The following is a 26,126-nucleotide window of genomic DNA, read 5'->3' as shown; positions in this document are numbered from 1 at the left end:
GCCACGAGCCTCCCGCCTGGTTCTCCACAGGACGGTGCCGGTCGCGTCACGCGGGATGCCCGCGCCCGTAGGATGGTCCGCATGTCCGACGGGTCCTCGTTCAGCATCACCACGCCGATCTTCTACGTGAACGACGTGCCCCACATCGGGCACGCCTACACCGAGGTCGCCGCCGACGTCCTCGCGCGGTGGCACCGCCAGCGCGGCGACGACACCTGGCTGCTCACGGGCACCGACGAGCACGGGCAGAAGATCCTGCGCACCGCCTCGGCGAACGACGTCTCCCCGCAGGAGTGGGCCGACCGCCTGGTGACCGACGCCTGGAAGCCGCTGCTCGACACCGTCGACGTCGCCAACGACGACTTCATCCGCACCACCGACGCCCGCCACGAGCGCGGCGTGACCGCGTTCCTGCAGAAGCTCCACGACGACGGCTACATCTACGCTGGCGAGTTCGAGGGCTTCTACTGCGTGGGGTGTGAGGAGTACAAGCAGCCGAGCGACCTGGTGCCCGGCACCGGCGCGTACGAGGGCCAGCAGGTCTGCGCGATCCACTCCATCCCGGTCGAGGTCCTGGCCGAGCGCAACTACTTCTTCCGGATGTCCGACTTCGAGCAGCGGTTGCTCGACCTGTACGAGTCGAACCCCGAGTTCATCCAGCCCGAGAGCGTCCGCAACGAGATCGTCTCCTTCGTCAAGCAGGGGCTGCGCGACCTCTCCATCTCGCGGTCGAGCTTCGACTGGGGCATCAAGATCCCGTGGGACCACGACCACGTGCTCTACGTGTGGTTCGACGCCCTGCTCAACTACGTCACGGCGCTCGGGTACGGCAGCGACGACGACGAGGCCTTCCGTCGCCTGTGGCCGAGCGTGCACGTCGTCGGCAAGGACATCGCCCGGTTCCATGCGGTGATCTGGCCCGCGATGCTCATGGCCGCCGGGCTCCCGGTGCCCAAGCGCGTGTTCGGCCACGGCTGGCTGCTGGTCGGCGGCGAGAAGATGTCGAAGTCGAAGCTCACCGGCATCGCGCCGTCGGAGATCACCGACACGTTCGGGTCCGACGCCTTCCGCTACTACTTCCTCCGCGCCATCACCTTCGGGCAGGACGGCAACTTCTCGTGGGAGGACATCTCCGCCCGCTACCAGGCCGAGCTCGCGAACGGCTTCGGCAACCTGGCGTCGCGGATCCTCGCGATGCTGCAGAAGTACTTCGACGGTGCCGTCCCGTCGCGGGGCGCACTCGCGCCGTCCGACGTCGCGATCGACGACCTCGCGCGGTCCGTCACCGAGCGTGCCGACGCGGCGATCGAGTCGTTCGCGCCGCACGACGCCATCGCGACCACGTGGGAGCTCGTCGACGCGCTGAACGGGTACATCACCGAGCAGCAGCCGTGGGCGCTTGCGAAGGACGACGCCCAGCGGGAGCGCCTCGGTACCGTGCTGACGACCGCCCTGCGCGGGCTCGGTACGGTCGCCGTGCTGGTCTCCCCGGTGATGCCGAAGGCCACCGCGAAGCTCTGGGCCTCGATCGGCGCCGGCGGAACGATCGACGAGCAGCGGGTCGACCGCGCCTTCGACTGGCAGGGCGCCGACCAGGTGACGCCGCTGGAGTCCGGGCTCTTCCCGCGCATCGAGCAGGCGGAACAGGGCGCAGCGTGAGCGACGTGCACCTCCGCACGCGTGGCGACGCGGCGGACCCGAAGCGGGACCTGTCCTACCCGCCGCTGCCGCAGGCACTCGTCGTGCCGGTGTACGACAACCACACGCACATGGAGATCGCCGACGGCGGGGACAACGCCCTCGACTACCGGGAGCACCTCGACCGCGCATCGAGCGTCGGCGTCCGCGGTGTCGTGCAGGTCGGCACCGACCTCGCGACCTCGCAGTGGTCCGCGTCGATCGCCGCCCGCGAGCCCCGCGTGCTCGCCGCTGTGGCGCTGCACCCGAACGAAGCACCCGCGCTCGATGCCCAGGGACTCCTCGACGAGCACCTGGCCGGGATCGCCGAACTCGCCGCGATGCCCCGGGTCCGGGCCATCGGCGAGACCGGGCTCGACTTCTTCCGCACCGGCGACGACGGCCGCGACGCCCAGGTCCGCTCGTTCGAGGAGCACATCCGGATCGCCAAGGAGCACGACCTCGCGCTGACGATCCACGACCGCGACGCCCACGACGCCGTGGTGGAGGTCCTCGACCGTGTGGGTGCCCCGGAGAAGACCGTCTTCCACTGCTTCTCCGGCGGCCCCGACCTGGCCCGGCTCTGCGCCGAGCGCGGCTGGTACATGTCCTTCGCGGGCACGGTCACGTTCAAGAACGCTCAACTGCTCCGCGACGCCCTGCACGTCGCCCCCCGGCACCTGGTCATGGTCGAGACCGACGCGCCCTACCTGACGCCCACGCCGTTCCGCGGCCGGCCGAACGCCCCCTACCTGATCCCGCTCACCCTCCGCTCGATGGCCGAGACCCTCGGCACCGACGCCTCGATGCTCGCGGCGCAGATCGCGTCGAACACCGAGCTCGTCTACGGCGCCTGGGATGCCGAGCCGGTGACGGTGGACGAATGAGCGCCCTGCTCGGTCCCGCCGAGATCCGCGACCTCGCCAGCCAGCTCGACGTCACCCCGACCAAGAAGCTCGGGCAGAACTTCGTGCACGACGCCAACACGGTCCGGCGCATCGTCGTCGCCGGCGGCGTGACGGCCACGTCGCAGGTGCTCGAGGTCGGGCCGGGCCTCGGATCGCTGACGCTCGGGCTGACCGAGACCGGCGCTCCCGTCACCGCGGTGGAGATCGACGGTCGGCTCGCAGCCCGACTGCCGGCGACCGTCGCCGCGATGCAGCCCGACGCCCGGCTGACGGTCGTGCACCAGGACGCCCTCCGGCTCACCGCGGCCGACCTCGCCGTCGCCCCGACGCACCTGGTCGCGAACCTGCCGTACAACATCTCCGTGCCCGTGCTGCTGCACCTGCTCGCGACCTTCCCGTCGATCGAGCGCTCGCTCGTCATGGTGCAGGCCGAGGTCGGGTACCGCCTCGCCGCGGACCCGGGGAGCAAGGTCTACGGCTCGCCGAGCGTCAAGGCTGCCTGGTACGGCTCGTGGCGGATCGCCGGGCAGGTCAGCCGCCAGGTGTTCTGGCCGGTGCCGAACGTCGACAGTGTGCTCGTCGGGTTCGTGCGGCACGACCCGCCGGGTGACGAGGAGCTGCGCGCGCAGGTGTTCGCCCTGGTCGACGCCGCCTTCCAGCAGCGCCGCAAGATGCTCCGCCAGGCCCTCTCCGGGCTCTTCGGCAGCAGTGCCGGCGCCTCCGAGATGCTCGAGGCCGCCGGGATCGCGCCGACGGCTCGCGGCGAGGAGCTCGGCGTCGACGAGTTCGTGCGTCTCGGCCAGACGGTCCTCGCCGCGGCCTAGTGCCTCGCGCCGCCGCCGCTGGACTCGGCGCCGGCTCAGGCACCGGCACCGGCACCGCCACCGGCACCAGCTCCGTTCGCCCGGAGTGCCGCGATGACCACTTCAGGGTCCTCGCACCGGAACGACAGGTCGCGCTTGCCCCGGATCCGGAGGCGGACTCCTGGGCCGTTGTCCATGAGGACACCGGTGCCGGTCCCCAGGCCGAACCGGATGCCCCAGCCGCCCCACTGTGACCCGCGCAGCTCGACGGGGACCGCTTCGGTGATGGTCGCGGGGTCGATGGTGCGGCGGTACCAGAACGGTGTCATCCGGATGACGAGGGCGTCGTCGACCACGACGGACATCCGGGCGACGGCCAACGCAGCACCGAGGACGGCGACGACGACGATCGTGGCGACGGTGATCACGAGGTCGACGGTGGTCGGCTCGGAACCCGGAGACGCCGGTACCGTCAGCAGCACCACCGTGACGGCGACGCTGCTCAGCACCATCCCGATGCCGAGCAGCCGGAAGAGCCTCGACGTCCCGGTGTGTTCCTCGTGGCGCGCGTTCCCCATGCACCCATCCTGCCGAGTACCGTCGCGCCTGTCGAGTCGTATTCCAAATGCGGTATGACGGGGAGTTCAGTGGCTGGACTCTCGGCCGCCACTAGGCTCTCGACGTGCACCGCCCGAACCGCCTGACCATCACCATCACGCTGCTGTTCGTGCTCGCCGGTCTGGTCGTCGGTGGGATCGCGGTGTCGCGGCTCCTGGTGGCACCGGGGAGTGACGTCGCCTGGGTGTCGGTGCTCCTCGCCGTCGGGATCGTCCTCTGGGGTCTGAACCTCGCCACCCTCGGCGACGACGACCCCGAGCAGGACGACGACGATCCCGGCACGGTGTCGACGCGCACCGAGCTCCTCACCTCCGCCATCGTCGCGGCGCTCGGGTACGTCCTGCTCCGGACGAATTCGGACGTCCCACCGCTGCTGTGCCTGCTGGCGGTCGTGGTCGTCGTGGGCCTCGGCATGACCGAGCGCATCCTCCGGCGCCGACGGGCACGACGGCGTCCGTCCGAGGGCTGACACACACGCCGCACGGTGCGCGGTTCCTCAGCCCGTGCGAGGGCGACCGCCCCGTGCGGGCCGACAACCGCGCACGGGGTGGTCAACCTCGCACCGAGCAGACGAGCCACCCGCCTCAGTGTGCGGCGAGCATCTCGATGAGCTGCTGCTGCGTCCCGTCGCGCTCGGCCCACCGGAGCGGCAGGACGTTCTGCACGAGGATCTCCGGCGACGCCCCGGACGACAGCAGCGCGATGACCTCGTCCAGGTAGGCGGACAGGGGCATCCCGCCGAAGTCCACACCCTCGCCCTGCAGGTCGGTCGCGACCGCCGGCGGCACGAGTTCGAGCACGGACACCGGGGAGCCGACGAGCTGCTGCCGGAGCGACAGCGTGTACGAGTGCACGGCGGCCTTCATGGCGTTGTAGGTCGGGGTCGCGGTGAGCGGCGTGAAGGCCAGACCGGACGAGACCGTCATGACGGTGGCGGCCGGCTGCGCGAGCAGGTGCGGCAGGAAGGCGTCGACGAGCCGCACGGTGCCGAGGAAGTTCGTCGTGACGGTGGCCTCGGCGTCCGCGAGGTGCGCCGATGACCGCAGGTCCTCCTGGCGCATGATCCCCGACATCGTGACGACGGTGTCGAGCGCCGGGTAGGCCTCGGTGACGGAGGCGGCAGCCGCGGTGATCGAGGCCGCGTCGTCGACGTCGAGCTGCACGGTGCCGAACCCGTGCTCGGCGGCGAGGGAGTCGAGCAGCGACCGGCGGCGCCCACCGATGACGACGGTGCTGCCGGCCTGCTGCAGGCGGAGGGCGAGCCCGAGGCCGATGCCCGAGGTCGCGCCGGAGATGAAGACGGTGGAGTTCGTGATGTCCATGTCGACCACGATGCCCGGGCGTCGACGGGTCATCCAGAGCCCGGACATCGGGGGACCGCCGGTCCCTGGCTCCGACGGGCGCCGCGCAGCAGACTGATCCGCATGGACCGTCCGGAACTCGCCGACTTCCTCCGCCGTCGCCGGGAACTCCTGCGCCCGGAGGACGTCGGGCTGGGCGCCGGGGCCCGTCGGCGCACGCCCGGGCTCCGCCGGGAGGAAGTGGCCGCCCTCGCGGGGATGTCGGCCGACTACTACACGCGCCTCGAACAGCAGCGGGGTCCGCAGCCGTCCGAGCAGATGGTCGTCGCGATCGCCCGCGCGCTCCGGTGCAGCCTCGACGAGCGCGACCACCTCCTCCGGCTCGCCGGCCACAACGCCCCGGTCCGCGTCCACCGGTCGGACCACGTCGACCCGGCCATCCTCCGCGTGCTCGACCGACTCGAGGACACCCCGGCCATCGTCGTCAGCGACCTCGGTGAGACCCTCGTCGAGAACCGGCTCGGTGCCGCGCTCCTCGGCAGCACCGTGGGCCTGACGGGCAACGAGCGCTACCAACCGTGGCGCTGGTTCATGACCGACACCGAACCCGCCCGGTACGCGCCGGAGCAGCACGAGCGGCTGGCCAGGGCCCAGGTCGCCGCGCTCCGTGCCGCCGTCGGAGCAGCAGGCCCCGGCGACCGTCGGGCAGCGGCGCTCATCGCCGACCTCGACGCGCAGAGCGAGGCGTTCCGTGACCTCTGGGCTCTGCACGAGGTGGCCAGCCGGTGGGAGGACCACAAGACCTTCGTGCACCCGGAACTCGGGCGGATCACCGCGGACTGCCAGGTGCTGCACACGTCAAACCAGGCGCAGGCGCTCCTGCTCTTCACGGCACCCGCCGGCAGCGAGGACGCCCAGAAGCTCGAACTGCTGGGCGTCGTCGGCGAGCAGGTCTTCACCGAGTAGCACCGCGTCACACACCTGGCACCCGCCGACCGACCGTGCCTAGGGTGGACGCGTGAGCACTCCGCGCGTGTACGTCATCCACGAGAACCCCGAGTGGTTCCCGCCGCTCGCCGCCGCCTTCGAGGCCGAAGGCGTCCCGGTCGAGGAGATCCTCCTCACCGAGGGGCAGATCGACCTCGGTGCCGAACCCGAACCCGGCGTGTACTGGTCGAGGATGTCGGCGAGCTCGCACACCCGCGGGCACGAGCACAGCAAGGAGTACACCCGCGCGGTGCTCGGCTGGCTCGAACGTGCCGGCCGTCAGGTCGTCGGCGGCAGCCACGTGCTCGAACTCGAGGTCTCGAAGGTCGCCCAGCACGGGCTCCTGCAGCAGGCCGGCTTCGACGTCCCGCGCACCACCGCCGTGTTCGGCACGACGACCCTGAAGCAGGCGGCCCGGACCTTCACCGACGGCCAGGACGTCCCCTTCATCACGAAGCACAACCAGGGCGGCAAGGGCCTGGGTGTGCGTCGCTTCGACTCGCTCGCCGAGTTCGACGCGTACGTCGACAGCCCCGAGTTCGAGGCCCCCGTCGACGGCATCACCCTGCTGCAGGAGTTCCTGACGGCCCGCGAGCCCTTCATCACCCGCCTCGAGTTCGTCGGCGGCGAGTTCGTCTACGCCGTCCGCGTCGACACGAGCGCCGGCAGCTTCGAGCTCTGCCCAGCCGACGCCTGCGAGGTGCCGCAGATCATCGCGGGAGCCGTCTGCGACGTCCCCGGCACCGAGACCGCGGGCGCCCCGCCGGCCTTCAGCGTCCGCACCGAGGTCACGCCCACGCACCCCCTGGTCCAGCAGCTCCGCACGTTCCTGGCCGAGCAGCGCATCACGATCGCAGGCGTCGAGTTCATGGAGACGACCGACGGCCGCACGGTCGTCTACGACATCAACACGAACACGAACTACAACCCCGCTGTCGAGGAGTCGGCGCCTGCCTCCGGCCCCCGCTCCATCGCCCGGTACCTCGGCGGCCTGTTGGACGCCACGTCCGGAACCGGCACAGCCGCGACCGCACCTGCGGGCGCACTGGCGCACGTCTGACCTGACCACCCACCGGACGGGAGGCCCGGCTCGCCACCGGCACCGAGCCTCCCGTCCGTCTCCGCTCACCACCTGAGGAACCCACCACCGTGCGATTCGGATACTGGACCCCGCTCTTCGGCGGCTGGCTGCGCAACGTCGACGACGAGCAGATGCCGGTCACCTTCGACTACGTCAAGCGCCTGGCGCAGCGCGCCGAGCGGATCGGCTTCGACCTGACGCTCGTGCCGGAGCTGAACCTCAACGACATCAAGGGCGTGGCGGCGCCGAGCCTGGAGGCCTGGGCGCTCGCGGCGGCGATCGCCGCGACCACCGACCGACTCGAGATCATGGCGGCGATGCGTCCCGGCTACCACCTGCCGGCGGTGACGGCGAAGCAGGCGGCGACGATCGACGACATCTCCGGCGGTCGCTTCACCTTCAACGTGGTGAGCGCCTGGTGGGCCGAGGAAGCCCGGCAGTACGGCGGCATCTTCTCCGAGCACGACGACCGCTACAAGCGCACGGCCGAGTTCGTGGAGGTCATGAAGGGGATGTGGCGGGAGACGCCGTACTCGTTCCACGGCGAGTACTACGACGTCGAGAACGCCCACCTCGAGCCGAAGCCGCGCATCACCCCGCGCATCTACGCCGGCGGCGAGAGCGAGGCCGGCAAGGCGAGCATCACGCACTACGCGGACGCCTACGTCACCCACGGCGGCACGGTCGAGGAGCTCCGGACGAAGATCGCCGAGATGCGCCGTCGTCGTGCGGACGCGGGGCTGCCGCCGTTCGAGGCGTTCGGCATGGCCGCGTACGCGATCGTCCGCGAGACCGAGGACGAGGCCCAGGCCGAGCTGGCGCGGATCACCGACGTGCAGCACGGGAAGGCCTACGAGTCCTACCAGGACTTCATCTCGAAGTCGCAGCTCGAGCACGTGCCCTCGCTCGAGGACTACTCCGTGTCGAACCGGGGGCTGCGACCGCAGTTCGTCGGCACGCCGGAGCAGGTCGCCGCGCGGATCCGCGAGTACGAGGAGGCGGGCGTCGACACGCTGCTGCTGCAGTTCTCCCCGCAGCTCGAGGAGATGGAGCGGTTCGGCGAGCAGGTCATCCCGCTGGTGCGGGCGTCGGTGCCGGACGACGCCGTCTCGTCCGTCGGCGCCGGGCCGGTCGCCTGATGGCGGTCGAGGACGACTGGGCCTTCGAGACCCGGCAGATCCGGGCCGGCTTCAAGTCCGACCCGGGCTTCGGCGGGAACGTGCCGCCCATCGCGCAGACCGCGGCGTTCGTGTACCCGTCGGGTGAGGACGCCGCCGACCGGTTCCTGCTCAACGCGCCCGGGCACACGTACTCGCGGGTGAACAACCCGTCGGCAGCCGCACTGGAACGACGGATCGCCGACCTGGAGGGCGGGGTCGCAGCGCTGGCGCTCGCGTCCGGTCAGGCAGCGACGTCGCTCGCGGTGCTCGGGCTCGCCCGCGCCGGGGACCACATCGTGTCGAGTGCGTCGCTGTACGGGGCGACCTACACGCTGTTCGCGTCGACGCTGAAGGACCTCGGCATCGCGTTCACCTTCGTGCAGGACCCCACCGACCTGTCCGAGTGGGCGGCTGCGGTGCGTCCGGAGACCCGTGCGTTCTTCGGGGAGTCGATCCCGAACCCGCGCGGCGACGTCCTCGACTTCGCCGGGGTGGCGGGCGTGGCGCACGACGCCGGAGTCCCGCTCATCGTCGACAACACCATCGCGACGCCGTACCTGGTCCGGCCGATCGAGCACGGTGCGGACATCGTCGTGCACTCGGCGACGAAGTACCTCGCCGGCCACGGCAGCGCGATCGCGGGGCTCATCGTCGACGGCGGCACGTTCGACTGGGCCGCACACGCCGCGGAGTACCCGCAGCTCGCGACGACCGAGCACTCGGGGTTCTCGGGCACGAACTTCGCCGAGAAGTTCGGACGGCGCGCGTTCATCCAGCGCACCCGGTCGAAGCTGTCGGCGGACCTCGGCCCCGCGATCGCCCCGTTCAACGCCTTCCTGGTGCTGCAGGGCATCCAGACCCTGTCGCTCCGCATGGACCGGCACGTGCAGAACGCCGCCACGGTGGCCGCGTGGCTCGACGCCCACGCGCAGGTCGAACACGTGCACTACGCCGGGCTGCCGAGCTCCCCGTGGCACCACCTGCAGCAGCGGTACGTCCCGAAGGGCCCCTCCGCGGTGCTCGCGTTCGACCTGGCCGGCGGTGTCGAGGCCGGGCGTCGGTTCGTCGCGGCCCTGCAGCTGTTCGACCACGTGTCGAACATCGGTGACGTCCGGTCGCTCGTCGTGCACCCGGCGTCGACCACCCACGTGCAGATGACGCCGTCGGAACGGGCCTCCGCTGGTGTCGGCGAGGGCCTCATCCGGCTGTCCATCGGCCTGGAGCACCCCGACGACATCCTGGCGGACCTGGTGCGGGGCTTCGCGGCCGCGGAGAGCAGCGGGAGCCGGGCGGGATAGGTTGGTCGCATGACCTCGCTGGCAGCACCCACGCGCGTTCGGACGCGCGCTCCCGGCAAGATCAACGTGTTCCTCTCCGTCGGCGCCCTGCAGGACGACGGCTACCACGACGTCGCGACCGCGTACCAGGCGGTGTCCCTGTTCGAGGACGTCGTCGCGGAACCGGCCGACGACTTCACCGTGACCTTCACCGGCTCCGTGGACACCTCGGGCGTCCCGGTCGACGACACGAACCTGGCGATCCGGGCCGCACGGCTCGTCGCGGAGACCGCGGGCTACGCGGGCGGCGTGCGGCTGACGATCGACAAGCGGGTGCCCGTCGCCGGCGGCATGGGTGGCGGCTCGGCGGACGCAGCGGCGACGCTCCTGGCGGTCGACACGCTGTGGGGCACCGCCCTGGGTCGCGACGAACTCCTGCGGCTGGCGGCCGAGCTGGGCGCGGACGTGCCGTTCGCCTTCGCCGGCGGGACCGCGGTGGGCACCGGGCGCGGCGACGAGCTGAGCCCCGCGCTGGCCAAGGGCGAGTTCCAGTGGGTGCTCGCGCTCAGCGACGACGGCCTGTCGACCCCCGCCGTGTACCACGCGCTCGACGAACACCGCGAGCGCTACCGTGCCGACATCGCACCGGCGCCCTCCACGCCGGTCGTCGAGTCGAACGTGCTGCAGGCCCTCCGCGCGGGCGACCCGGACCTGCTCGCCGACTGCCTGCACAACGACCTGCAGGCCCCGGCGATGCACCTGCAGCCCGGGCTCGCCGCCACGCTCGAGGTCGGGGAGCGCTCGGGTGCCCTCGCCGGGCTGGTGTCCGGCAGCGGGCCGACGGTCGCGTTCCTGGTCGCCGACATCGACGCCGCGCTCGAGGTCCAGGTCGCGCTGAGCGCCGCCGGGCTCGTCGCGGTCCGTGCGTCCGGTCCGGTGCACGGCGCGCGCGTCGTCCACTGACGCATCCGTTGCCCTGTCGGGTCTGGCTGTGGCTGTGGCTGCGGCTGCGGTCGGGGGTCCTCGCGGCGCGCGAGTCTCGGCCCCGCGGACGTCCTGTGCGGTCCGGCAGGCGCAGGGTGTCCGCAGGGGCGAGACTCGGGCTGGCCCGCCCGCCCGCCCGCGCTCAGTCGGCCAGGCGCTGGAACAGGACGTGGTCCTGCCACTCGCCGGCGATCCGCAGGTACCGGGGTGCGTAGCCGTAGCGCTCGAAGCCGTTCTTCGCGAGGACGCGCTGCGACCGCTCGTTGTGGGGGAGTGTGCCCGCCTCGACGCGGTGCAGCCCGAGCCGGTCGAAGGCCATCCGGGTGGCGAGTCCGACGGCCGCCGTCGCGGCACCGTTGCCCGCCGCGTCCTCGGACACCCAGTAGCCGAGGGTCGCGGAGCAGAACGCCCCCATCACGATCGAGTTGAGGTTGATCCGCCCGACGACCACACCGTCGGTGGTGATCACGAGCGGCATCATCACGCCCTGCTGTCGCCGCCTGATCGCGGACTGGATCTCGGCGCGCTGGCCGTCCACCGTGAAGAACGTCTCCGGGCGGACCGGGTCCCACGGGGCGAGCCAGGCGCGGTTCCGAGCGAGGAGGTCGCCGAGCCGTTCGGCGTCGGCGGGCTCGATCGGGCGGACGTCGTGCTGCATGACGGCAGCATGGCACACGGCCCGTCGACAACCTCGGAGGTCAGCGGACGCGCACGTACTCCGTCATGATGACCGTCCCCGTCTTCCAGCGCTGCTCGGCCACGAAGCCGTGCTGCTCGAGCACCTCGGTCGTCTTCGGTTCCTTGTTGCGCGAGGTCCCGCCGACGAACCAGACGGTGTCGATGTCGCCGAGGCGTGCGGGCACCGTGGTCGCGACGTCGCCGGTCTGGTTCCACAGGACGCCCGACTCGGCGCCGTTCTTCCGGACGCCGAGGTCCGTCATGCCGGTGAACGCCCACGGGTAGGAGATCCGGATGATGTCGGCCGTGGTGCCCGGGTGGCCGTAGACACTGCCGAACACGACCCCCTCGTCGGCGTCGGGGTGGGCGTCCCGCGCGGCGGCGACGATCGACGCGGCCTTGGCCCAGGTCGAGTCCTGCTTCGCCATCGGCTGCTTGACCGCCATGGCGGCGGGGATCGAGAGCACGAGGAGGAACGCCACGGCGCCCGCGAGCCAGGCCTTCGGGCGCAGGAGCGTGACGGCGAGGGCGATGAGGATCGCGACGAACGGCAGACTCAGGCTGGCGTACTTCGGGGAGTACAGGTGCTCCCCGAGCGCCGTCGCCCCGACGAGGACGGCGGTGGGGACGACCATGAGCGGGAGTGCGACCCGGACGGCCTGCATCCGGAAGAGCGCCCGGACGGTCGGGGACGGGCGACGGACCTGCACCACCGCGGCCACGATGCCGACCACCATCAGCGTCCAGGCGACGGCAGCCGTGACGCCGTCGGCACCGAACCACGCCGTGGCGAAGACCTGCGCGATGGTGCGGTCGCCGACGGGCGCGATCCACCCGACCTGCTTGGACTGCGACACGACCTCGAGCACGAAGGGCGAGACGACGAACGCGGCGGCACCGGACGCGATCGCCCACCGCACGAGCGCACGGCCGGGGACGAGCGGCGGCGCCAGCTGGGCGCGGACGGTCATCGAGGCCCGGCGCAGCTCGGACCGGCGGGCGAGCAGCGTCCAGAGCAGGACGACCGCGTGCGCGACCACGGCGAGGGACAGGTAGACGTTGAAGGTGACCGCGACGAGGGCGAGCGCCCCGTAGGCGATCCACCAGCGCGTGGCGTGGTGCCGCGAGCGCGTGCGGCGCATGGCGGTGAGTCCGACCAGGGTCAGGCAGACCGACAGCGTGGTGATCGTGGCGTACGGACGGCCCTCCGACCCGGCCCACTGCACACGGGGCAGCGCGAGGAACACGAGGCCGGCGACGATGCCGAGCCGCCGACCGCCGAGTCGACGCCCCAGTGCCACGACGAGGGCGGCGGCGACGCCGATGGCGAGGGCACTCGGGAAGCGGAGGGTGAACGGCGTGTACCCGACGAGCCAGAACCAGGCGTGCATGAGGGCGTAGTACAGGCCGTGGACGGCGTCGACGGAGTGCAGCTCCGCCCAGAGCTGGGCCCAGGACCGCTGGGCGCTCGTGACCGTGGCGGCCTCGTCGTACCAGAGCGACGGCACCCACGAGAAGGCGGCGGTGACCAGGACGGCCAGTGCCCCGATGGTGAGTTCCGGGGTCCGCACGACGGCGAGGCCGATCGCGCCGGACACACCGCGCAGCCGGGTCCGCACCGCGGGGGCGGACACCTGACGGGGCACGCCGATGGTGCCGGTACGGGGGGAACTCACGGGGCCGACGGTATCGACGGCCCCTGGGCGGCGACCCGGCGATCTGCCCCGTGCTCCTGAGAATGTCACATTGTGGTTCGGAGCCCTCACAGCATCCGACGGGTCGGGTCCGAGGGCGTCGATCGGGGCAGAGCCGCTAGCATCCGGGGATGAGTGGGTTGCGGGTCAAGGACGCGGCGCGGTACCTCGGGGTGAGTGACGACACGGTCCGACGGCTCGTGGACGCCGGCATCTTCTCGCGTCTTTCGGACGACGCCGGTCGCGCAGTGGTCGACGGACGTGAGCTCGCCGTGCACGCGAAGGCCCACGGCGGTGCGCTGCCCGACCCGGCGTCGTCCGTCAGGAGCTCGGCGCGCAACCGCTTCGTCGGGATCGTGACCGAGGTCGTCACGGACACCGTGATGGCGCAGGTCGAGCTGCAGTGCGGGCCGCACCGGGTCGTCTCGCTCATGAGCGCCGAGGCCGTCCGCGACCTCGGGCTCGAGGTCGGGTCCGTGGCCGTCGCCTCGGTCAAAGCCACGATGGTGACGGTGGAGACCCCCGATGACGACGACTGACGGACCAGCCCCGATGCCGGAGCGCACGACCCCGGCCCCGCTCACCCCGGCCCCGCTCACCCCTGGCCGCCGCCGCCTCGGCTCCCGCACCGCTGCGCTCGACGCCGGTGGTGACCGCACGCTCGGGCGGCTCGCGGCAGCGCGGGTCCTCGTCGTCGGCGCCGGCGGCCTCGGCGCCCCGGTCGTCGCCTACCTCGCGGGCAGCGGCATCGCCCGGCTGACGATCGTCGACCCGGACGTCGTCGACCCGTCGAACCTGGCCCGCCAGACGCTCTTCACGGCGGCGGACGTCGGCCGTCCCAAGGCGCAGGTCGCCGCCGAGCGTGCGGCGGCCGTCGACCCGGAGTGCCGGGTCGACGCCGTCGTCGAGCGGTTCCACGCCGGGCTCGTCGCCGGGCACGACGTGGTCGTCGACGCCGCCGACTCACTCCTGGTCACCCGGGCGGTGTCGGACGCCTGCGCCGCCGAGCACGTCCCGTTCGTCTGGGGGAGCGCCCTCGGGTACGACGGACAGGTCACCGTGTTCGACGACCGGGTCGTCGACTTCCACGACCTGCACCCCGACGTGCAGCCGGACGAGGGCTCGTGTGCCCTCGACGGCGTCCTGCCTGCCCTCTGCGGTGCCGTCGGCTCGGTGATGGCCGCACAGGTCACCGCCCTGGTCGCCGGACTCAGTGAGCCGCTGCTCGGACGGGTCCTCAGCGTCGACGCCCGCCGGTGGCACTGGACCGAGAGCCCGCTCCGCCGAGGGCCTGCCTCCCACCGTCCCGCGCTGGACGCCCCCTCCGAGGACGCCGTGCTGCCGAGGATCGCGCCGTCCGCCCTCGCTGCCCGGATCGCCGACCCGGCGGACGACGTGCTCGTCGTCGACGTCCGGACGCCGGAGGAGCGCGCGCAGGGTGTCGTGTCGGGTGCCGTCCCGCCGGAGGACCTGCCCGCGGACGACGGGCGTGACGTCGTCGTGGTGTGCGCCCGCGGACCCCGAGCCGTCGCCTGGGCCACCGCCGCGGCCGCGTCCGGCCGCAGCGCGGTGGTCCTCGACGGCGGCATGCAGGCATGGGAGCGGGAGGGCCTTCCCACCATCTGAGGCGCAGGTGCGGCTAGTCTGCCGGAAGAGCGACGCGGATGCGTCCCGGAGAGGCCGACCGTGCGCAGCAGGACCACGACCCCGATCGTCGTCGCGGCGGTCAGCCTGGTGCTGCTCACCGGGTGCAGCACCGGCACGAGCCAGGCCAGCAGCACGAGCACGAGCACGAGCACGAGCACCGGCAGCATCACCGTGTTCGCCGCCGCGAGCCTGCAGCAGACGTTCACCACGCTCGGCAGGGACTACGAACGCGCCCACCCCGGCACGACGGTGACGTTCTCCTTCGCCGGCTCGAGCGACCTCGTCACGCAGATCCAGAACGGTGCCCCTGCCGACGTGTTCGCGAGCGCCGACGAGCCGAACATGCGGAAGCTCACCGACGCCCACCTGATCGACGGCAGTGCCGAGCCCTTCGCGACGAACTCCCTGCAGATCGCCGTCGCACCCGGCAACCCGGAGCGCATCCACGACCTCGGCGACCTGACCGCGCCCGGCCTGCAGGTCGTGACGTGCGCCGCGCCCGTGCCCTGCGGTGCGGCGACGCAGGAGGTGGAGCAGGCCGCCGGTGTGACGCTGCGCCCGGTCAGCGAGGAGCAGTCGGTCACCGACGTCCTCGGCAAGGTCGAGTCCGGGCAGGCCGATGCCGGCCTGGTCTACGTCACGGACGTCCGCGGCGCAGGCGGCAAGGTCGACGGGGTGGCGTTCGACGCGGCCCGACGTGCGGTCAACACCGACCCGATCGGCGTGGTGCACGGGTCCGCGAACGCCGATCTCGCCCGGTCGTTCAGCGCGTACGTCCGATCGGAGGACGGACAGAAGGTCCTGGCCGCCGCAGGCTTCGGCGCTCCGTGAGGATCCCCTGGTGGCTCCCGGTCCCGGCGGTCCTCGGCGGCCTGTTCGTCGTCGTGCCCGTCCTCGCGATGGTCGGCCGGGTCCAGTGGGGCTCCTTCGCCGTGCTCGTCACGTCCCCGGCCTCGTTGACCGCCCTCGGCCTCAGCCTCGGCACCGCCGCCGCGGCGACGGGCATCGCGTTCGTCCTCGGTCTGCCGCTCGCGGTCGTGTTCTCCCGCGTCCGCTCCCGCTGGGTCGGCGTGGCCCGCGCGGTCGTCCTGCTGCCGCTCGTGCTCCCGCCCGTCGTCGGTGGGCTCGCGCTCCTGGCGGCGTTCGGGAGGCTCGGGCCCCTGGGCGGCTTCCTCGACGCGCACGGCGTCCGGATCGCGTTCACCACCGCGGCGGTCGTGGTGGCGCAGACGTTCGTCGCGATGCCGTTCCTGGTCACCTCGGTCGAGGGTGCCCTCCGCAGCAGCGGTGACCGGTACGAGCGGGTCGCCGCGACCCTCGGCGCGGGTCCGACCCGCGTCCTGCTCACCGTCACGCTGCCGCGGGCACTCCCCGGCATCGCCTCCGGCCTGGTGCTCTGCTTCGCCCGGGCGCTCGGGGAGTTCGGCGCGACCCTGACCTTCGCCGGCAGCCTGCAGGGCGTCACGAGGACCCTGCCGCTGGAGATCTACCTGCAGCGCGAGGTCGACCCGGACACCGCGATCGCCCTGGCGCTCGTCCTCGTGGTGGTCGCGGTCGTGGTGATCGGCGCGACGTCCGTCCGCTCGGGTCTCCGGCCGGTGACGACGTGAGCGGTCTGCGCGCCCACGTCGTCCTGCGGGACCGGGACGTCGACGTCACGCTCGAGGTCGGGCCCGACGAGTGCGTCGCCGTGATCGGGCCGAACGGCGCCGGCAAGTCCTCCGTCGTCGAGGCCGTCGCCGGCCTGGTGCACCTCGACGCCGGCACGGTGTCGATCGACGGACGCCGCGTCGACGACGGCCGCCACCGCGTGCCGTCGCACCGCCGCCGGGTCGGCCTGGTCGGACAGCGACCGGACCTGTTCCCGCACCTGTCGGTCGCCGCCAACGTCGCCTACGGTCCGCGGGCCGCCGGTGTGCACGGACGGGAGGCCCGGCTCCGCTCCGACGCGGCCCTGGCGGTCGTCGACGCGCTCGCCCTGGCACCGCGTGACCCCGGCTCCCTGTCGGGCGGGCAGGCGCAGCGGGTCGCGGTCGCCCGGGCACTCGGCGCGGACCCGGCGGTGCTGCTGCTCGACGAACCGACCTCGGCACTCGACGTCGAGGCCCGCGAGCACGTCCGCGCGGCCCTCGCCACGGCGATCACCGGACGTCCGACGGTGCTCGTCACGCACGACCCGATCGAGGTCGTCGCCCTCGCGTCCCGCGTGGTGGTGCTCGAGCACGGCCGGGTCGTCGAGACCGGCACCACCGCCGAGGTCCTCGGCCGTCCGACCAGCGCCTTCGGCGCCGCGTTCTCCTGGCTCGCGCTCGTCCCGGGGACGTCCACGACGACCGGGATCGCGCTCGACGACGGAGGTGAGATGGCGTCGGAGACCGGCACCGAGCCTCCCGGCCGTCCGGTCCTGGCCGTGTACCACCCGACGGCCGCCGTCGTCACACGGGACGGTGCCGGGGTGGCACGGCGGGTGCGTGCGGTCGAGCCGCGGGACGGACTGGTCCGTGTCCGGGCCGGTGAGCTCGTCGCCGACGTGACCGTGGCCCACGCGGCACGGCTCGGACTGGCGAGCGGCGACGCGGTGCGCATCGCGGTGCGGCCGGACGAGGTGGACGTCTACGCCCCACGTCGGTGAACCGGACGCGTCGGTGAACCGGACGCGTCGGTGACAGGATTGCCGGATGACCTCGAGGATCCTCCGCGCCTGGCCCGTCGGCACCCCGATCATCGCCGCCCTCGTGCTCGTGCCGGCGTTCGTCATGCACGACCTCGGCACGGTGGCGGTCGTGGTCGTCGCCGTGGTGCTCGCCGGGACGATCCTCGCCGCGGTGCACCACGCCGAGGTCGTCGCGCACCGGGTGGGGGAGCCGTTCGGGTCGCTCGTGCTCGCCGTCGCGGTCACGGTCATCGAGGTCGCGCTCATCATCACGCTGTCGAGCTCCGGCGGCCCGAAGGCCGAGACCCTCGCGCGGGACACCGTGTTCTCGGCGGTGATGATCACGATGAACGGGCTCGTCGGGCTCGCGATCCTGATCGGGACGCTGCGGCACAACACCGTGCGCTTCAACCAGGAGGGCGCCTCGGCGGCCACCATGACCGTCGCGGCGCTTGCGGTGCTGACGCTCGTGCTGCCGACGTTCACCACCGGCACCGACGACTCATCGTTCACGACGGCGCAGCTCGTGTTCGTGGCGTTGGCGTCCCTGGCCCTCTACGGCCTGTTCGTCGTCACCCAGACCGTGGCGCACCGGGACTTCTTCCTGCCCGTCAACCGGGCGGGCGGCGTGCTGACCGAGTCCGAGGACGCCCACGCCGAGCGGCCCACCAGCCGTGCGACGCTGACCTCGCTCGGGCTGCTGCTGCTGGCGCTCGTCGCCGTGGTCGGGCTCGCGAAGGTGGAGTCGCCCGCGATCGAGGCCGGCGTCGCCGCGGTCGGCTTCCCGCCGTCGTTCGTCGGTGTCGTCATCGCGCTGCTGATCCTGCTGCCCGAGGGGATCGCCGCGTCGAAGGCGGCCGCGCGCAACCGCATCCAGACGAGCCTGAACCTGGCGATGGGGTCCGCGATGGCGTCGATCGGGCTGACGATCCCGGCGATCGCCGTCGCCTCGTTCTTCACCGACGGGGTGCTGTTGCTCGGGCTGGGCTCGGCGCAGATCGTGCTGCTCGCGCTGACGATCGTCGCCGCGGTGCTCACCGTGCTGCCCGGTCGGGCGACGCGGCTGCAGGGTGGCGTGCACCTGGTGATCTTCGCCGCGTTCATCGTCCTGTCGGTCAGCCCGTAGGCGCGGGCGGCTGGGCGCGGGTTCGCGTGGTGCGAGCTTGACCGCGTGGTGCGGGGTGGTACCCGCGCACGGGGTGGTCGACCTCGCACGGGCTGAGGGAGCGCGCACGGTGCGAGGCGGGGGCCCGCCGTGCGACGCGGGTCTCAGCCGCCGGCGAAGGGCGGCATCACGTCGACGAGCCCGACCTCGGCGAGCGAGGTCGACCGGTCACGCGTGGTGACGCCGTCGACCAGGTAGGAGCACCGCTCCTGCAGGGCCGCCCACCGCTCGGCGTCGACCGCGGCCACGCTGCCCAGGGCCTCGGCGAGCGTCGGGGCCTGGGTCGTGGTCTCGTCCGTGCCGACCGCAGCCCGTGCGGCGGCGAAGAACCGGATCGTGGTCATCGTCATCCTCCGATCGCGGACATGCCCCGCGCCGGGTGCACCATGCCGTCCTGGTCGTCGCCGTGGTCACGCGGCTTCGCCCACATCGCGAGCCGCCAGGCGTCGAGGACCTCGGCGTCCGAGGCCCCGGCGCGCATCGGCCCGAGCAGGTCGGCCTCCTCGTCGGAGAACAGGCAGCTGCGGACGTGGCCCTCGGCGGTCAGGCGCGTGCGGGTGCAGTCGGCGCAGAACGACTCGGTGACGCTGGCGATGATGCCGACGGTGCCGAGGTCCTGCCCGGTGGCCCGCGAGACGACCCGGAAGCGCTCGGCCGGGGCGCCGTCGCGCGGGGCGGTGTCCGGCGTCAGCACGTACTCGGCGCTGAGGAGCTCGCGGGTCTCGGCAGCGGTGACCATCGAGGTGCCGTCCCAGGCGTGCCCGGGATCGAGCGGCATCTGCTCGATGAAGCGGAGTTCGTGGCCGCGCTCCAGGCACCAGGCGAGCAGCTCCGGCGCCAGGTGGTCGTTCACGCCGCGGAGCAGCACCGCGTTGACCTTGACCCCGAGGCCGGCGTCCGCAGCGGCGGCGATGCCGTCGAGGACCCGGGCGAGGAACGGACGCCGGGTCACCGTGGCGAAGACGTCGGGGTCGACGGTGTCGAGCGAGACGTTCACCCGCTCGAGGCCGGCGGCGCCGAGGTCGGCGGCGCGCGAGGCCAGCCCGATCGCGTTCGTCGTCAGCGAGAGCTCGACCCCGAGCGCGGCGCACCGGGCGATGACGTCGACGAGGTCGGCACGGAGCAGCGGCTCGCCCCCGGTGAAGCGGACCTTGCGGACACCGAGGTGGTCGGCGCCCAGGCGCACGAGCCGCTCGATCTCGGCCGCGGTCATCAGTGCGTCGGTCGGGATGACGGGCAGTCCCTCGGCCGGCATGCAGTAGGTGCAGCGGAGGTTGCAGCGCTCGGTCAGGGAGACCCGGAGGTCGACGGCGCGGCGGCCGAAGCGGTCGACGAGCCCGTCGTCGCCCAGGGGCCGCGGCGGGACCGAGGACTCGGCACGCACGCGGCGGAGCAGCCCGGACGCGGGCAGCACCGAGGAGCCGGGCACAGCCCCGGGCGCCGGAGCAGCCCTAGCAGCCGGAGCCGCAGCGGGGAGGAGCCCCGTCGACGGGAGCGCGCGGGCGGTCATGGCAGCGATGATACGTGCAGCCGCCGGTCCCGCCCGGGGAGCAGCCGGTCCCGCCACCGCACCCAGTCGGACCGCTCGGTGCGGATCAGGGTGACGACGACGATGACGAGCACCGCGCCGCCGAGCCACCAGCGGTAGGCGTCGACGTTCGGCCATTCCCCCCGCACGGCGATCGCGAGTGCGAGCGCCGACCACTCCCACCGGCCGGAGAGCGCCACGAACGGGATGAGCAGCAGGGCGTACCAGGGGTAGCGCGGGGTCACGGCGAGGAACGTCACGCCGATCATCAGCACCTCGCCGGACCACGGCCGGCTCGGGTCGGACAGCCGCCAGGCCAGCACGGCGGCGACGAGCACGGCCAGCCCCACCACGACGGTGCCGGCGTCACCGGGCACGACCAGCGACACGAGGGCGAACCGGGAGCCGTCCTCGTACCCCTCCTCGGTCAGGTAGCCGGGCAGGTACCCGAGGACCTTCGTGCCGGTGGATGCGACGTAGGGCACGTAGAGCAGCCCGAACACCGCGATGCCGACCGGGATCGACCACCAGGCCCGCAATCGCCCGAGGAGCGCCGGGTACACGATCGCCGGGATGAGCTTCGTGCACGTGGCCGCGCCGAGCATGATCCCGCCCCAGATCGGCCGTCCGAACGCGACGAGCACGGCGCCACCGGTGGCCAGCGCGGCCCCGACGACGTCGACGTGCGAGTTCGTGACCGCCTCGGCGGCGACGAGCGGGGACCAGGCCCAGATCGCGGCCCACCACAGCGGACGGCCGGTGCGGCGCAGCACCAGGAGCAGGCCGACTGTGATCCCGAGCGAGACGACCAGCCCGGCGAGCTGGAACGGCCAGTACTGCGCGGTCACGGGCACGGCCGACCGGACCAGCGCGAACCACATCTCGGCGAACGGCGGGTAGATCGTGGGCACGTCGACGCGGTTGATCGCGACGCAGTGCCCATCGGCGCCGTCACCGAGCCCGTGCAGCCGCGGTTTCAGGTTCTCGCACGTCCCGTCGACCTTGTCCGGGAACAGCCAGTCGGGCCGCAGGTGGGCCAACGCCTCGGACTGGGGGGTGTGCGCGTAGGGGGAGACCCCGGCATGCTGCACGATGCCGTCCCATGAGTACCGCGCCGAGTCGGTGCTCGTGTTCGGTGGCCCGGCCATCGCGGCGATCCCCACCACGAGGGCCCCCGCGAGGACGATGATGGTGACCAGGCGGGCCGGGACGAACCGCAGTGCGACGACCGCGATGACGAAGACCGTCCAAGCGATCAGGGTCCACGCAACGAATGACGTTCGATGACCGGACCGGAGGAACCCCAGATGCGTGACGCCGACGGCGATGACGCCCGCCAGGGCCAGCACGCCGACCACGGCGAGCACGGTCGGGAGCAGATGGCCGTGACGAAGTCGCATGATCCGTCGAGGCTACCGATGCTCCGCCGCCTGCTGGGGGACAGCCGCGCGGTGCTGGCGTCCCCGAACCGGAACGCGCGCTCGGCGGTGGTCTTCGGGCGCCTGCTCGGCATCGCGTTCGTGATCTGCTTCGGCACCGGCCTGTTCAGCCACTTCCTGCAGGACCCCCTGCCGTGGATGCGGTTCCCGACCAGGCCGACGCAGCTCTACCAGTTCACGCAGGGCCTGCACATCACGGCGGGGATCGCGATCATCCCGCTCCTGTTCGCCAAGCTCAACACCGTCATGCCCGCGCTCCTGCAGGACCCGCCCGTGCGCGGTCCGCTGCACCTGCTCGAACGGCTCTCCATCGCGGTCTTCGTGTCCGCGGCGATCGTCCAGGTCGGCACCGGTCTGGTGAACACGTACCAGTGGTACCCGTGGCCGTTCCCGTTCCGTCAGGTGCACTACGCGCTGTCGTACGTGCTCATCGGCTCGCTCGTGATCCACATCGCCACGAAGCTGCCGATCATCGTGCGGTACTGGCGGGCGAGGGACTCCTACGACGCCGAGGGCCGCTTCGTCCGTGACGACACGGTGGGCAGCGAACTGCCCCCGTACTCCGGTCTGGAGGCTCCCGCCGCGTCCGCCCCGTACCCCCGGGGGCTCGTGGGTCGCGTCATGCGCTGGGTCGACGGTGCCCCCGCTGCCAGCACGACCGGCGGGGCGGAGCCGTCCCGAGCCTCCCGTCCGGATGACGAGTCTCGGCCTGGCGGACAGGATGCGGCGGACCCCGCGCGGAATCTGTCCCCGGAGCCGAGTCTCGGCGTGCGTGCCGGTCGACGCGAGCGGATCGCCCGACGCGGCTTCTTCGCCGGCGTCGCGGCGGCCACCGCCGGCGTCGTCGTGCTGACCGTCGGCCAGTCGTCGAGGCTCGGCGAGCCGTTCAACGTCTTCGCGCCGCGGCAACGTGGACGCGGTCCGGCCGGACTGCCGGTGAACCGGACAGCGCGTGCCGCCGGGGTGCTCGCCACCGCGACCGCCGCCGACTGGACCCTCACCGTCGTCGGGCCGCGCCTGACGCGGACGTTCTCGCGGGCGGAGCTCGTCGCGCTCGGCATGACCGAGGTGGCACTGCCGATCTCCTGCGTCGAAGGGTGGAGCCAGATGGCCAGGTGGAAGGGCATCCGGATGCGTGACCTGCTCGCGACCGTGCAGGCGGAGCCGTCCTCGGAGGTCCGTGTGACGAGCCTCGAGCGCCACGGCGGCTACCGGGTCATGGACATGGGGCCGGAGTACGCAGCGGACCCGACGACGCTCGTCGCGCTCGAGCTGAACGGTGCGACCCTCGACCTCGACCACGGGTTCCCGGCGCGCATCATCGCTCCCGGACGGCCCGGCGTGCTGCAGACCAAGTGGATCGAGCGGATCGAGGTGCGCTCGTGAGGGCCACGCGGATCGTGCTCGTCGTCCTCGGCGTGCTGGTGCTGGCGTTCGGCGCGTACGTCCTCGTGACGACCGTCAAGCCGAACCGCATCGGCGGGCTCGCGGTCTGGCTCATCGCGGCGGTGGTCCTGCACGACGCGATCCTGTCGCCGTTCGTGGTGCTCGTCGGCCTCGGGCTGCGGCGGGCCGGTCGGGCACTGCGCGTCTGGGTGCTCGTCGTCGTGCAGACCGCGGTCGTGCTCGGCAGCGTGCTCGCCCTGGTGGTCGTGCCGGAGATCGCGGCGAAGGCCCACGGGGCGAAGAACCCGACGGTCGTGCCCTTCGACTACACGGGCCGGCTGCTGCTCGTCGAGGGCGTGCTGCTCGTCGTCGTGGTCGCCGCGCTGGTCATCGGGTTCGTGACGGCACGGAGATCTGCCGGAACAGTGGTTGAATCGACAACCATTTCGTAGGATGGGGTCATGACCGACGAGACGCCCTGGCTGACGCGCGAGCAGCTGCGTGCCTGGATGAAGCTCGTCGCCGTCATGGAGCTCCTGCCGGCGGCGCTCGACCAGCAGCTGCAGCGGGACGCCGACCTGACGCACTTCGACTACATGGTCATCGCGATGCTCTCGGAGACCGACACCCGGACGCTCCGGATGTCGGCGCTCGCCTCGGCCACGAACGCGTCGTTGCCACGGCTGTCCCACGTGGTGTCCCGGCTCGAGAAGCGCGGGCTGGTGTCGCGGTGCCCGTCCGTGGACGACCGCCGGGCCACCGACGTCCGCCTGACCGACGCGGGGTACGCCACGATCGTCGAGGCCGCGCCCGACCACGTCCGCACGGCACGTCGGTTCGTCATCGACGCGCTGTCCGAGGAACAGGTCGTGCAGCTCGACGGGATCGCGAAGTCGCTCCTGACGACGCTCGACCCCGACGGGCGGTTCGCGGCGCTGACGTACCCGCGCGACGAGGACGACACCGCGTTGTGCGAAGCGCGGCTCACCGGGCAATAGGCTCGGCGGCATGAGCCAGCCCGAGGTCGAGTCCGACACGTACAGCTACCTCGGACCGGCCGGCACGTTCACCGAGGCGGCCCTGAAGCTCGTCGACGCCGCGGCCGGCAAGCCCTGGCGGAGCGTCAACAACGTCGGGGAGGCCCTCGACGACGTGATGTCCGGCCGCTCGGTCGGTGCCGTCATCGCGATCGAGAACAGCGTCGACGGCGGGGTCAGCGCCACGCAGGACGCCCTCGCCCGGATCCCCGGCGTGCGCATCGTGGGGGAGTACCTGGTCCCCGTGGACTTCGTGCTCGTCGCCCGGCACGGCACCGCGCTCGCCGACGTCCGCACGGTGAACGCGCACCCCGTCGCCTACGCCCAGACGCACCGCTGGCTCGAGGCCAACGTGCCCGGGCACGGCCACATCCCGGCGTCCTCGAACGTCGCCGCCGCCGTGGCGCTGCTCGACGCGGTCCCGACCGCCGACGCCGCAGTCGCCCCGCCCGGCATCACCGACCACCACGACCTGGCCGTGCTCGCGGAGTCGATCGGCGACAACAGCAGCGCGGTGACGCGGTTCGTCCTGGTGTCGAAGACGCTCTCGATCCCCGAGCGCACCGGTTCGGACAAGACGAGCGTCATCGTCGAGCTGCCCGCCGACCACCCCGGCGCCCTCGTCGACATGCTCGAGCAGTTCGCCACCAGGGGCATCAACATGGGGCTGCTGTCCTCGCGGCCGATCGGTGACGAGCTCGGTCGCTACCGGTTCGTCATCGACCTCGACGGCCACGTCCGCGACGAACGGGTCGCCGACGCCCTGCTCGGGCTGCGCCGCTTCAGCCCCCGCGTGACGTTCCTCGGGTCGTACCCGCGAGCCGACCGGCAGGAGACCGAGGTGTCCCTGCGCTACTCGGACGCCGCGTTCGTCGATGCCCGCGCGTGGCTCCAGGCGATCCTGTCCGGCGAACCCGACGAGCACTGACGCACCGACGCCCGACGGGCACACCGCGCCCACGCGCCCTGCCGTCAGCGGCGGTGCGCGCCCCGCACCTGCCGCGTCGAGCGTGTCTGGTCCTCGGGCCCGGCGACCTTGACACGCAGCCCACCGGCGTCGATCTCGGCGCGGAAGGCCACGACCTCGCCCACCGGATCGCCGTCGATCTCGAACTCGTCCGGACGCTCGAGCCGTGCGGTGAACTCCTCGCCGCGCAGGTAGCGCAGCGGGCGCTCCTCGCGGGCACGCGTCGTGATGCGCTTGCCGATCGCCGTCTGGCCGAGAGCGGACCGGCGGAACGACCGCAGGATCGCGTTCTCCCACAGCATGCGGGCGGCGATCCGGACCCAGCCGAAGAAGCCACGGGGGCGCATGACGACGATGTCGAACACGCCGTCGTCGATCTCGGCGTCGGGCAGCAGCGTCGCGCCGGCCTGCAGCATGCCGCAGTTGCCGACGATCAGGGAGTGTGCGCGCACCGAGCGGTTGCCCTCGCCGTCCAGGCGGTACCGGAACTCGAACGCGTCGGCGTCCCGCAGTGAGCGGATCAACGAGTCGACGTAGGCGAGCCAGCCGACCTTCTTCTTCAGCTCGGGCTTCGTGTTCGCGAGCATCCGGGCGTCGAGCCCGAGGCCGGCCATCACCAGGAAGCCGAACTCCTCGCGCGCACCGTCCGGGCGCTCGACACGCACGGTCCCGAAGTCGATGGCGCGTTCCTCGCCGTGGAACATCGTGTGGACGCTCGCGCGGAGGTCGTCGACCGGCGCGGGGATGTTCCGCGCGAGCAGGTTGCCCGTGCCGCTCGGCAGCAGGGCGAGGGCCGCGTCGGAGCCGTGCACGACCTCGGCCACGGCGCGGACGGTGCCGTCACCACCGGCGGCAGCGATGACGTCGACGCCGGACGCGAGGGCCTCGCGCGTCATCCCGCCGCCCGGGTCCTCCTCCGAGGTCTCGAACCACAGGGTCTCGTTCCAGCCCGCTTCGCGCTGGTGCTGCTCCACCGTCTGCTGCAGCTTCGGCAGGTCCACCTTGACCGGGTTGTAGATGACTGCGGCGGTCTGCCGCTCTGGGGCGAGGGCGTCCGGACGCGTGGACGCGGTCTCCGAGGGCGATGACATGCAACAGACGGTACCGGGCCGGGCCTGTGGAGCGCGCGCCGTCCC

The 26,126-nt window shown here is 72.4% G+C and carries 27 protein-coding genes; 19 read left to right on the top strand and 8 right to left on the bottom strand.

The features are described 5' to 3' along the window. Positions 1 to 81 precede the first annotated feature (81 nt). Genes metG through rsmA form a run of 3 tightly spaced genes read left to right on the top strand, consistent with a single transcriptional unit; the run spans position 82 to position 3,409 of the window. On the top strand, positions 82 to 1,659 hold the full coding sequence (gene metG, locus OVA28_RS18155; protein ID WP_194661634.1) for a methionine--tRNA ligase: 1,578 nt from the start codon (positions 82 to 84) through the stop codon (positions 1,657 to 1,659). Beyond that, positions 1,656 to 2,564, top strand: coding sequence for a TatD family hydrolase (locus OVA28_RS18150; RefSeq protein WP_194661635.1), 909 nt, complete (start codon positions 1,656 to 1,658; stop codon positions 2,562 to 2,564). Before metG ends, OVA28_RS18150 begins: the two co-directional genes overlap by 4 nt. Further along, on the top strand, positions 2,561 to 3,409 hold the full coding sequence (gene rsmA, locus OVA28_RS18145; RefSeq protein WP_268097977.1) for a 16S rRNA (adenine(1518)-N(6)/adenine(1519)-N(6))-dimethyltransferase RsmA: 849 nt from the start codon (positions 2,561 to 2,563) through the stop codon (positions 3,407 to 3,409). Before OVA28_RS18150 ends, rsmA begins: the two co-directional genes overlap by 4 nt. Before the next feature lie 35 nt (positions 3,410 to 3,444). Here the strand turns inward: rsmA and OVA28_RS18140 are convergent, their stop codons facing one another. Further along, on the bottom strand, positions 3,445 to 3,966 hold the full coding sequence (locus tag OVA28_RS18140; RefSeq protein WP_268097976.1) for a hypothetical protein: 522 nt from the start codon (positions 3,964 to 3,966) through the stop codon (positions 3,445 to 3,447). Positions 3,967 to 4,070: 104 nt separating this feature from the next. Here OVA28_RS18140 and OVA28_RS18135 point away from each other — a divergent pair, with 104 nt between their 5' ends. Further along, complete coding sequence (locus tag OVA28_RS18135) at positions 4,071 to 4,475, top strand: hypothetical protein (RefSeq protein ID WP_268097975.1); 405 nt, start codon at positions 4,071 to 4,073, stop codon at positions 4,473 to 4,475. Positions 4,476 to 4,590: 115 nt separating this feature from the next. On the opposite strand, the gene OVA28_RS18130 is transcribed toward OVA28_RS18135, so the two are convergent. Then, positions 4,591 to 5,361, bottom strand: a complete 771-nt coding sequence (locus tag OVA28_RS18130) for an SDR family oxidoreductase (protein WP_268097974.1) — start codon at positions 5,359 to 5,361, stop codon at positions 4,591 to 4,593. A 69-nt stretch (positions 5,362 to 5,430) separates the two neighbouring features. Here OVA28_RS18130 and OVA28_RS18125 point away from each other — a divergent pair, with 69 nt between their 5' ends. The 5 genes from OVA28_RS18125 (at position 5,431) to OVA28_RS18105 (ending at position 10,775) form a co-directional block, all read left to right on the top strand. Continuing rightward, a complete protein-coding gene (locus OVA28_RS18125) occupies positions 5,431 to 6,273 on the top strand; it encodes a helix-turn-helix transcriptional regulator (protein WP_268097973.1) in 843 nt (280 codons plus the stop codon). Positions 6,274 to 6,325: 52 nt separating this feature from the next. After that, positions 6,326 to 7,354, top strand: coding sequence for an ATP-grasp domain-containing protein (locus OVA28_RS18120; protein ID WP_268097972.1), 1,029 nt, complete (start codon positions 6,326 to 6,328; stop codon positions 7,352 to 7,354). Positions 7,355 to 7,443: 89 nt separating this feature from the next. Then, positions 7,444 to 8,514, top strand: a complete 1,071-nt coding sequence (locus tag OVA28_RS18115; protein ID WP_268097971.1) for an LLM class flavin-dependent oxidoreductase — start codon at positions 7,444 to 7,446, stop codon at positions 8,512 to 8,514. Then, positions 8,514 to 9,833, top strand: coding sequence for an O-acetylhomoserine aminocarboxypropyltransferase/cysteine synthase family protein (locus tag OVA28_RS18110; RefSeq protein ID WP_268097970.1), 1,320 nt, complete (start codon positions 8,514 to 8,516; stop codon positions 9,831 to 9,833). Before OVA28_RS18115 ends, OVA28_RS18110 begins: the two co-directional genes overlap by 1 nt. Positions 9,834 to 9,842: 9 nt before the next feature. Next, complete coding sequence (locus OVA28_RS18105) at positions 9,843 to 10,775, top strand: 4-(cytidine 5'-diphospho)-2-C-methyl-D-erythritol kinase (RefSeq protein ID WP_268097969.1); 933 nt, start codon at positions 9,843 to 9,845, stop codon at positions 10,773 to 10,775. Between the two features lie 163 nt (positions 10,776 to 10,938). On the opposite strand, the gene OVA28_RS18100 is transcribed toward OVA28_RS18105, so the two are convergent. Both OVA28_RS18100 and OVA28_RS18095 read right to left on the bottom strand, forming a co-directional pair. Beyond that, positions 10,939 to 11,454: a GNAT family N-acetyltransferase gene (locus OVA28_RS18100; protein WP_268097968.1), complete on the bottom strand. Its 516-nt coding sequence runs from the start codon at positions 11,452 to 11,454 to the stop codon at positions 10,939 to 10,941. Between the two features lie 40 nt (positions 11,455 to 11,494). After that, entirely contained in the window at positions 11,495 to 13,150 is a 1,656-nt protein-coding gene (locus OVA28_RS18095; protein ID WP_268097967.1) for a glycosyltransferase family 39 protein, read from the bottom strand. Between the two features lie 149 nt (positions 13,151 to 13,299). Between OVA28_RS18095 and OVA28_RS18090 the strand changes: the two genes are divergently transcribed. The 6 genes from OVA28_RS18090 to OVA28_RS18065 are packed head-to-tail and all read left to right on the top strand — an operon-like array spanning position 13,300 to position 18,594. Next, positions 13,300 to 13,707 carry a TOBE domain-containing protein gene (locus tag OVA28_RS18090; protein ID WP_268097966.1) on the top strand — a complete coding sequence of 136 codons (408 nt, stop codon included), beginning with the start codon at positions 13,300 to 13,302 and terminating at the stop codon, positions 13,705 to 13,707. Beyond that, positions 13,694 to 14,794, top strand: coding sequence for a HesA/MoeB/ThiF family protein (locus tag OVA28_RS18085; RefSeq protein WP_268097964.1), 1,101 nt, complete (start codon positions 13,694 to 13,696; stop codon positions 14,792 to 14,794). Before OVA28_RS18090 ends, OVA28_RS18085 begins: the two co-directional genes overlap by 14 nt. 60 nt (positions 14,795 to 14,854) lie before the next feature. Beyond that, complete coding sequence (gene modA, locus OVA28_RS18080) at positions 14,855 to 15,646, top strand: molybdate ABC transporter substrate-binding protein (RefSeq protein WP_268097962.1); 792 nt, start codon at positions 14,855 to 14,857, stop codon at positions 15,644 to 15,646. After that, positions 15,643 to 16,425: an ABC transporter permease gene (locus OVA28_RS18075; RefSeq protein ID WP_268097961.1), complete on the top strand. Its 783-nt coding sequence runs from the start codon at positions 15,643 to 15,645 to the stop codon at positions 16,423 to 16,425. The genes modA and OVA28_RS18075 overlap by 4 nt, the downstream gene beginning before the upstream one ends. Further along, a complete protein-coding gene (locus OVA28_RS18070; protein WP_268097960.1) occupies positions 16,422 to 17,447 on the top strand; it encodes an ABC transporter ATP-binding protein in 1,026 nt (341 codons plus the stop codon). The genes OVA28_RS18075 and OVA28_RS18070 overlap by 4 nt, the downstream gene beginning before the upstream one ends. Positions 17,448 to 17,493: 46 nt before the next feature. Then, complete coding sequence (locus OVA28_RS18065; RefSeq protein ID WP_268097959.1) at positions 17,494 to 18,594, top strand: calcium:proton antiporter; 1,101 nt, start codon at positions 17,494 to 17,496, stop codon at positions 18,592 to 18,594. Positions 18,595 to 18,737: 143 nt separating this feature from the next. Here OVA28_RS18065 and OVA28_RS18060 read toward each other — a convergent pair whose 3' ends face one another. Genes OVA28_RS18060 through OVA28_RS18050 form a run of 3 tightly spaced genes read right to left on the bottom strand, consistent with a single transcriptional unit; the run spans position 18,738 to position 21,519 of the window. Beyond that, positions 18,738 to 18,977 (bottom strand): MoaD/ThiS family protein, encoded by a 240-nt coding sequence (locus OVA28_RS18060; protein WP_228505475.1) that lies wholly within the window; start codon positions 18,975 to 18,977, stop codon positions 18,738 to 18,740. A 2-nt stretch (positions 18,978 to 18,979) separates the two neighbouring features. Then, on the bottom strand, positions 18,980 to 20,143 hold the full coding sequence (moaA, locus tag OVA28_RS18055) for a GTP 3',8-cyclase MoaA (protein WP_268097958.1): 1,164 nt from the start codon (positions 20,141 to 20,143) through the stop codon (positions 18,980 to 18,982). Beyond that, on the bottom strand, positions 20,140 to 21,519 hold the full coding sequence (locus OVA28_RS18050) for a glycosyltransferase 87 family protein (protein ID WP_268097957.1): 1,380 nt from the start codon (positions 21,517 to 21,519) through the stop codon (positions 20,140 to 20,142). Before OVA28_RS18050 ends, moaA begins: the two co-directional genes overlap by 4 nt. Here OVA28_RS18050 and OVA28_RS18045 point away from each other — a divergent pair. The 4 genes from OVA28_RS18045 to pheA are packed head-to-tail and all read left to right on the top strand — an operon-like array spanning position 21,469 to position 24,951. Further along, positions 21,469 to 22,986 carry a molybdopterin-dependent oxidoreductase gene (locus tag OVA28_RS18045; protein WP_268097956.1) on the top strand — a complete coding sequence of 506 codons (1,518 nt, stop codon included), beginning with the start codon at positions 21,469 to 21,471 and terminating at the stop codon, positions 22,984 to 22,986. The two genes, OVA28_RS18050 and OVA28_RS18045, sit on opposite strands and share 51 nt — an antisense overlap. Beyond that, complete coding sequence (locus OVA28_RS18040) at positions 22,983 to 23,438, top strand: hypothetical protein (RefSeq protein WP_268097955.1); 456 nt, start codon at positions 22,983 to 22,985, stop codon at positions 23,436 to 23,438. The genes OVA28_RS18045 and OVA28_RS18040 overlap by 4 nt, the downstream gene beginning before the upstream one ends. A 9-nt stretch (positions 23,439 to 23,447) precedes the next feature. Continuing rightward, positions 23,448 to 23,984 (top strand): MarR family winged helix-turn-helix transcriptional regulator, encoded by a 537-nt coding sequence (locus OVA28_RS18035; protein WP_194661656.1) that lies wholly within the window; start codon positions 23,448 to 23,450, stop codon positions 23,982 to 23,984. Positions 23,985 to 23,994: 10 nt separating this feature from the next. Continuing rightward, entirely contained in the window at positions 23,995 to 24,951 is a 957-nt protein-coding gene (pheA, locus tag OVA28_RS18030) for a prephenate dehydratase (protein WP_268097954.1), read from the top strand. Positions 24,952 to 24,995: 44 nt separating this feature from the next. Here pheA and OVA28_RS18025 read toward each other — a convergent pair whose 3' ends face one another. Next, a complete protein-coding gene (locus OVA28_RS18025) occupies positions 24,996 to 26,081 on the bottom strand; it encodes a diacylglycerol/lipid kinase family protein (RefSeq protein ID WP_194661658.1) in 1,086 nt (361 codons plus the stop codon). Positions 26,082 to 26,126: the final 45 nt, after the last annotated feature.

This window comes from Curtobacterium sp. SL109 (assembly GCF_026672405.1).
Lineage (GTDB): Bacteria > Actinomycetota > Actinomycetes > Actinomycetales > Microbacteriaceae > Curtobacterium.
Note: the sequence above shows the minus strand (reverse complement) of the source record. Positions and strands in the feature narration are given on the sequence as shown.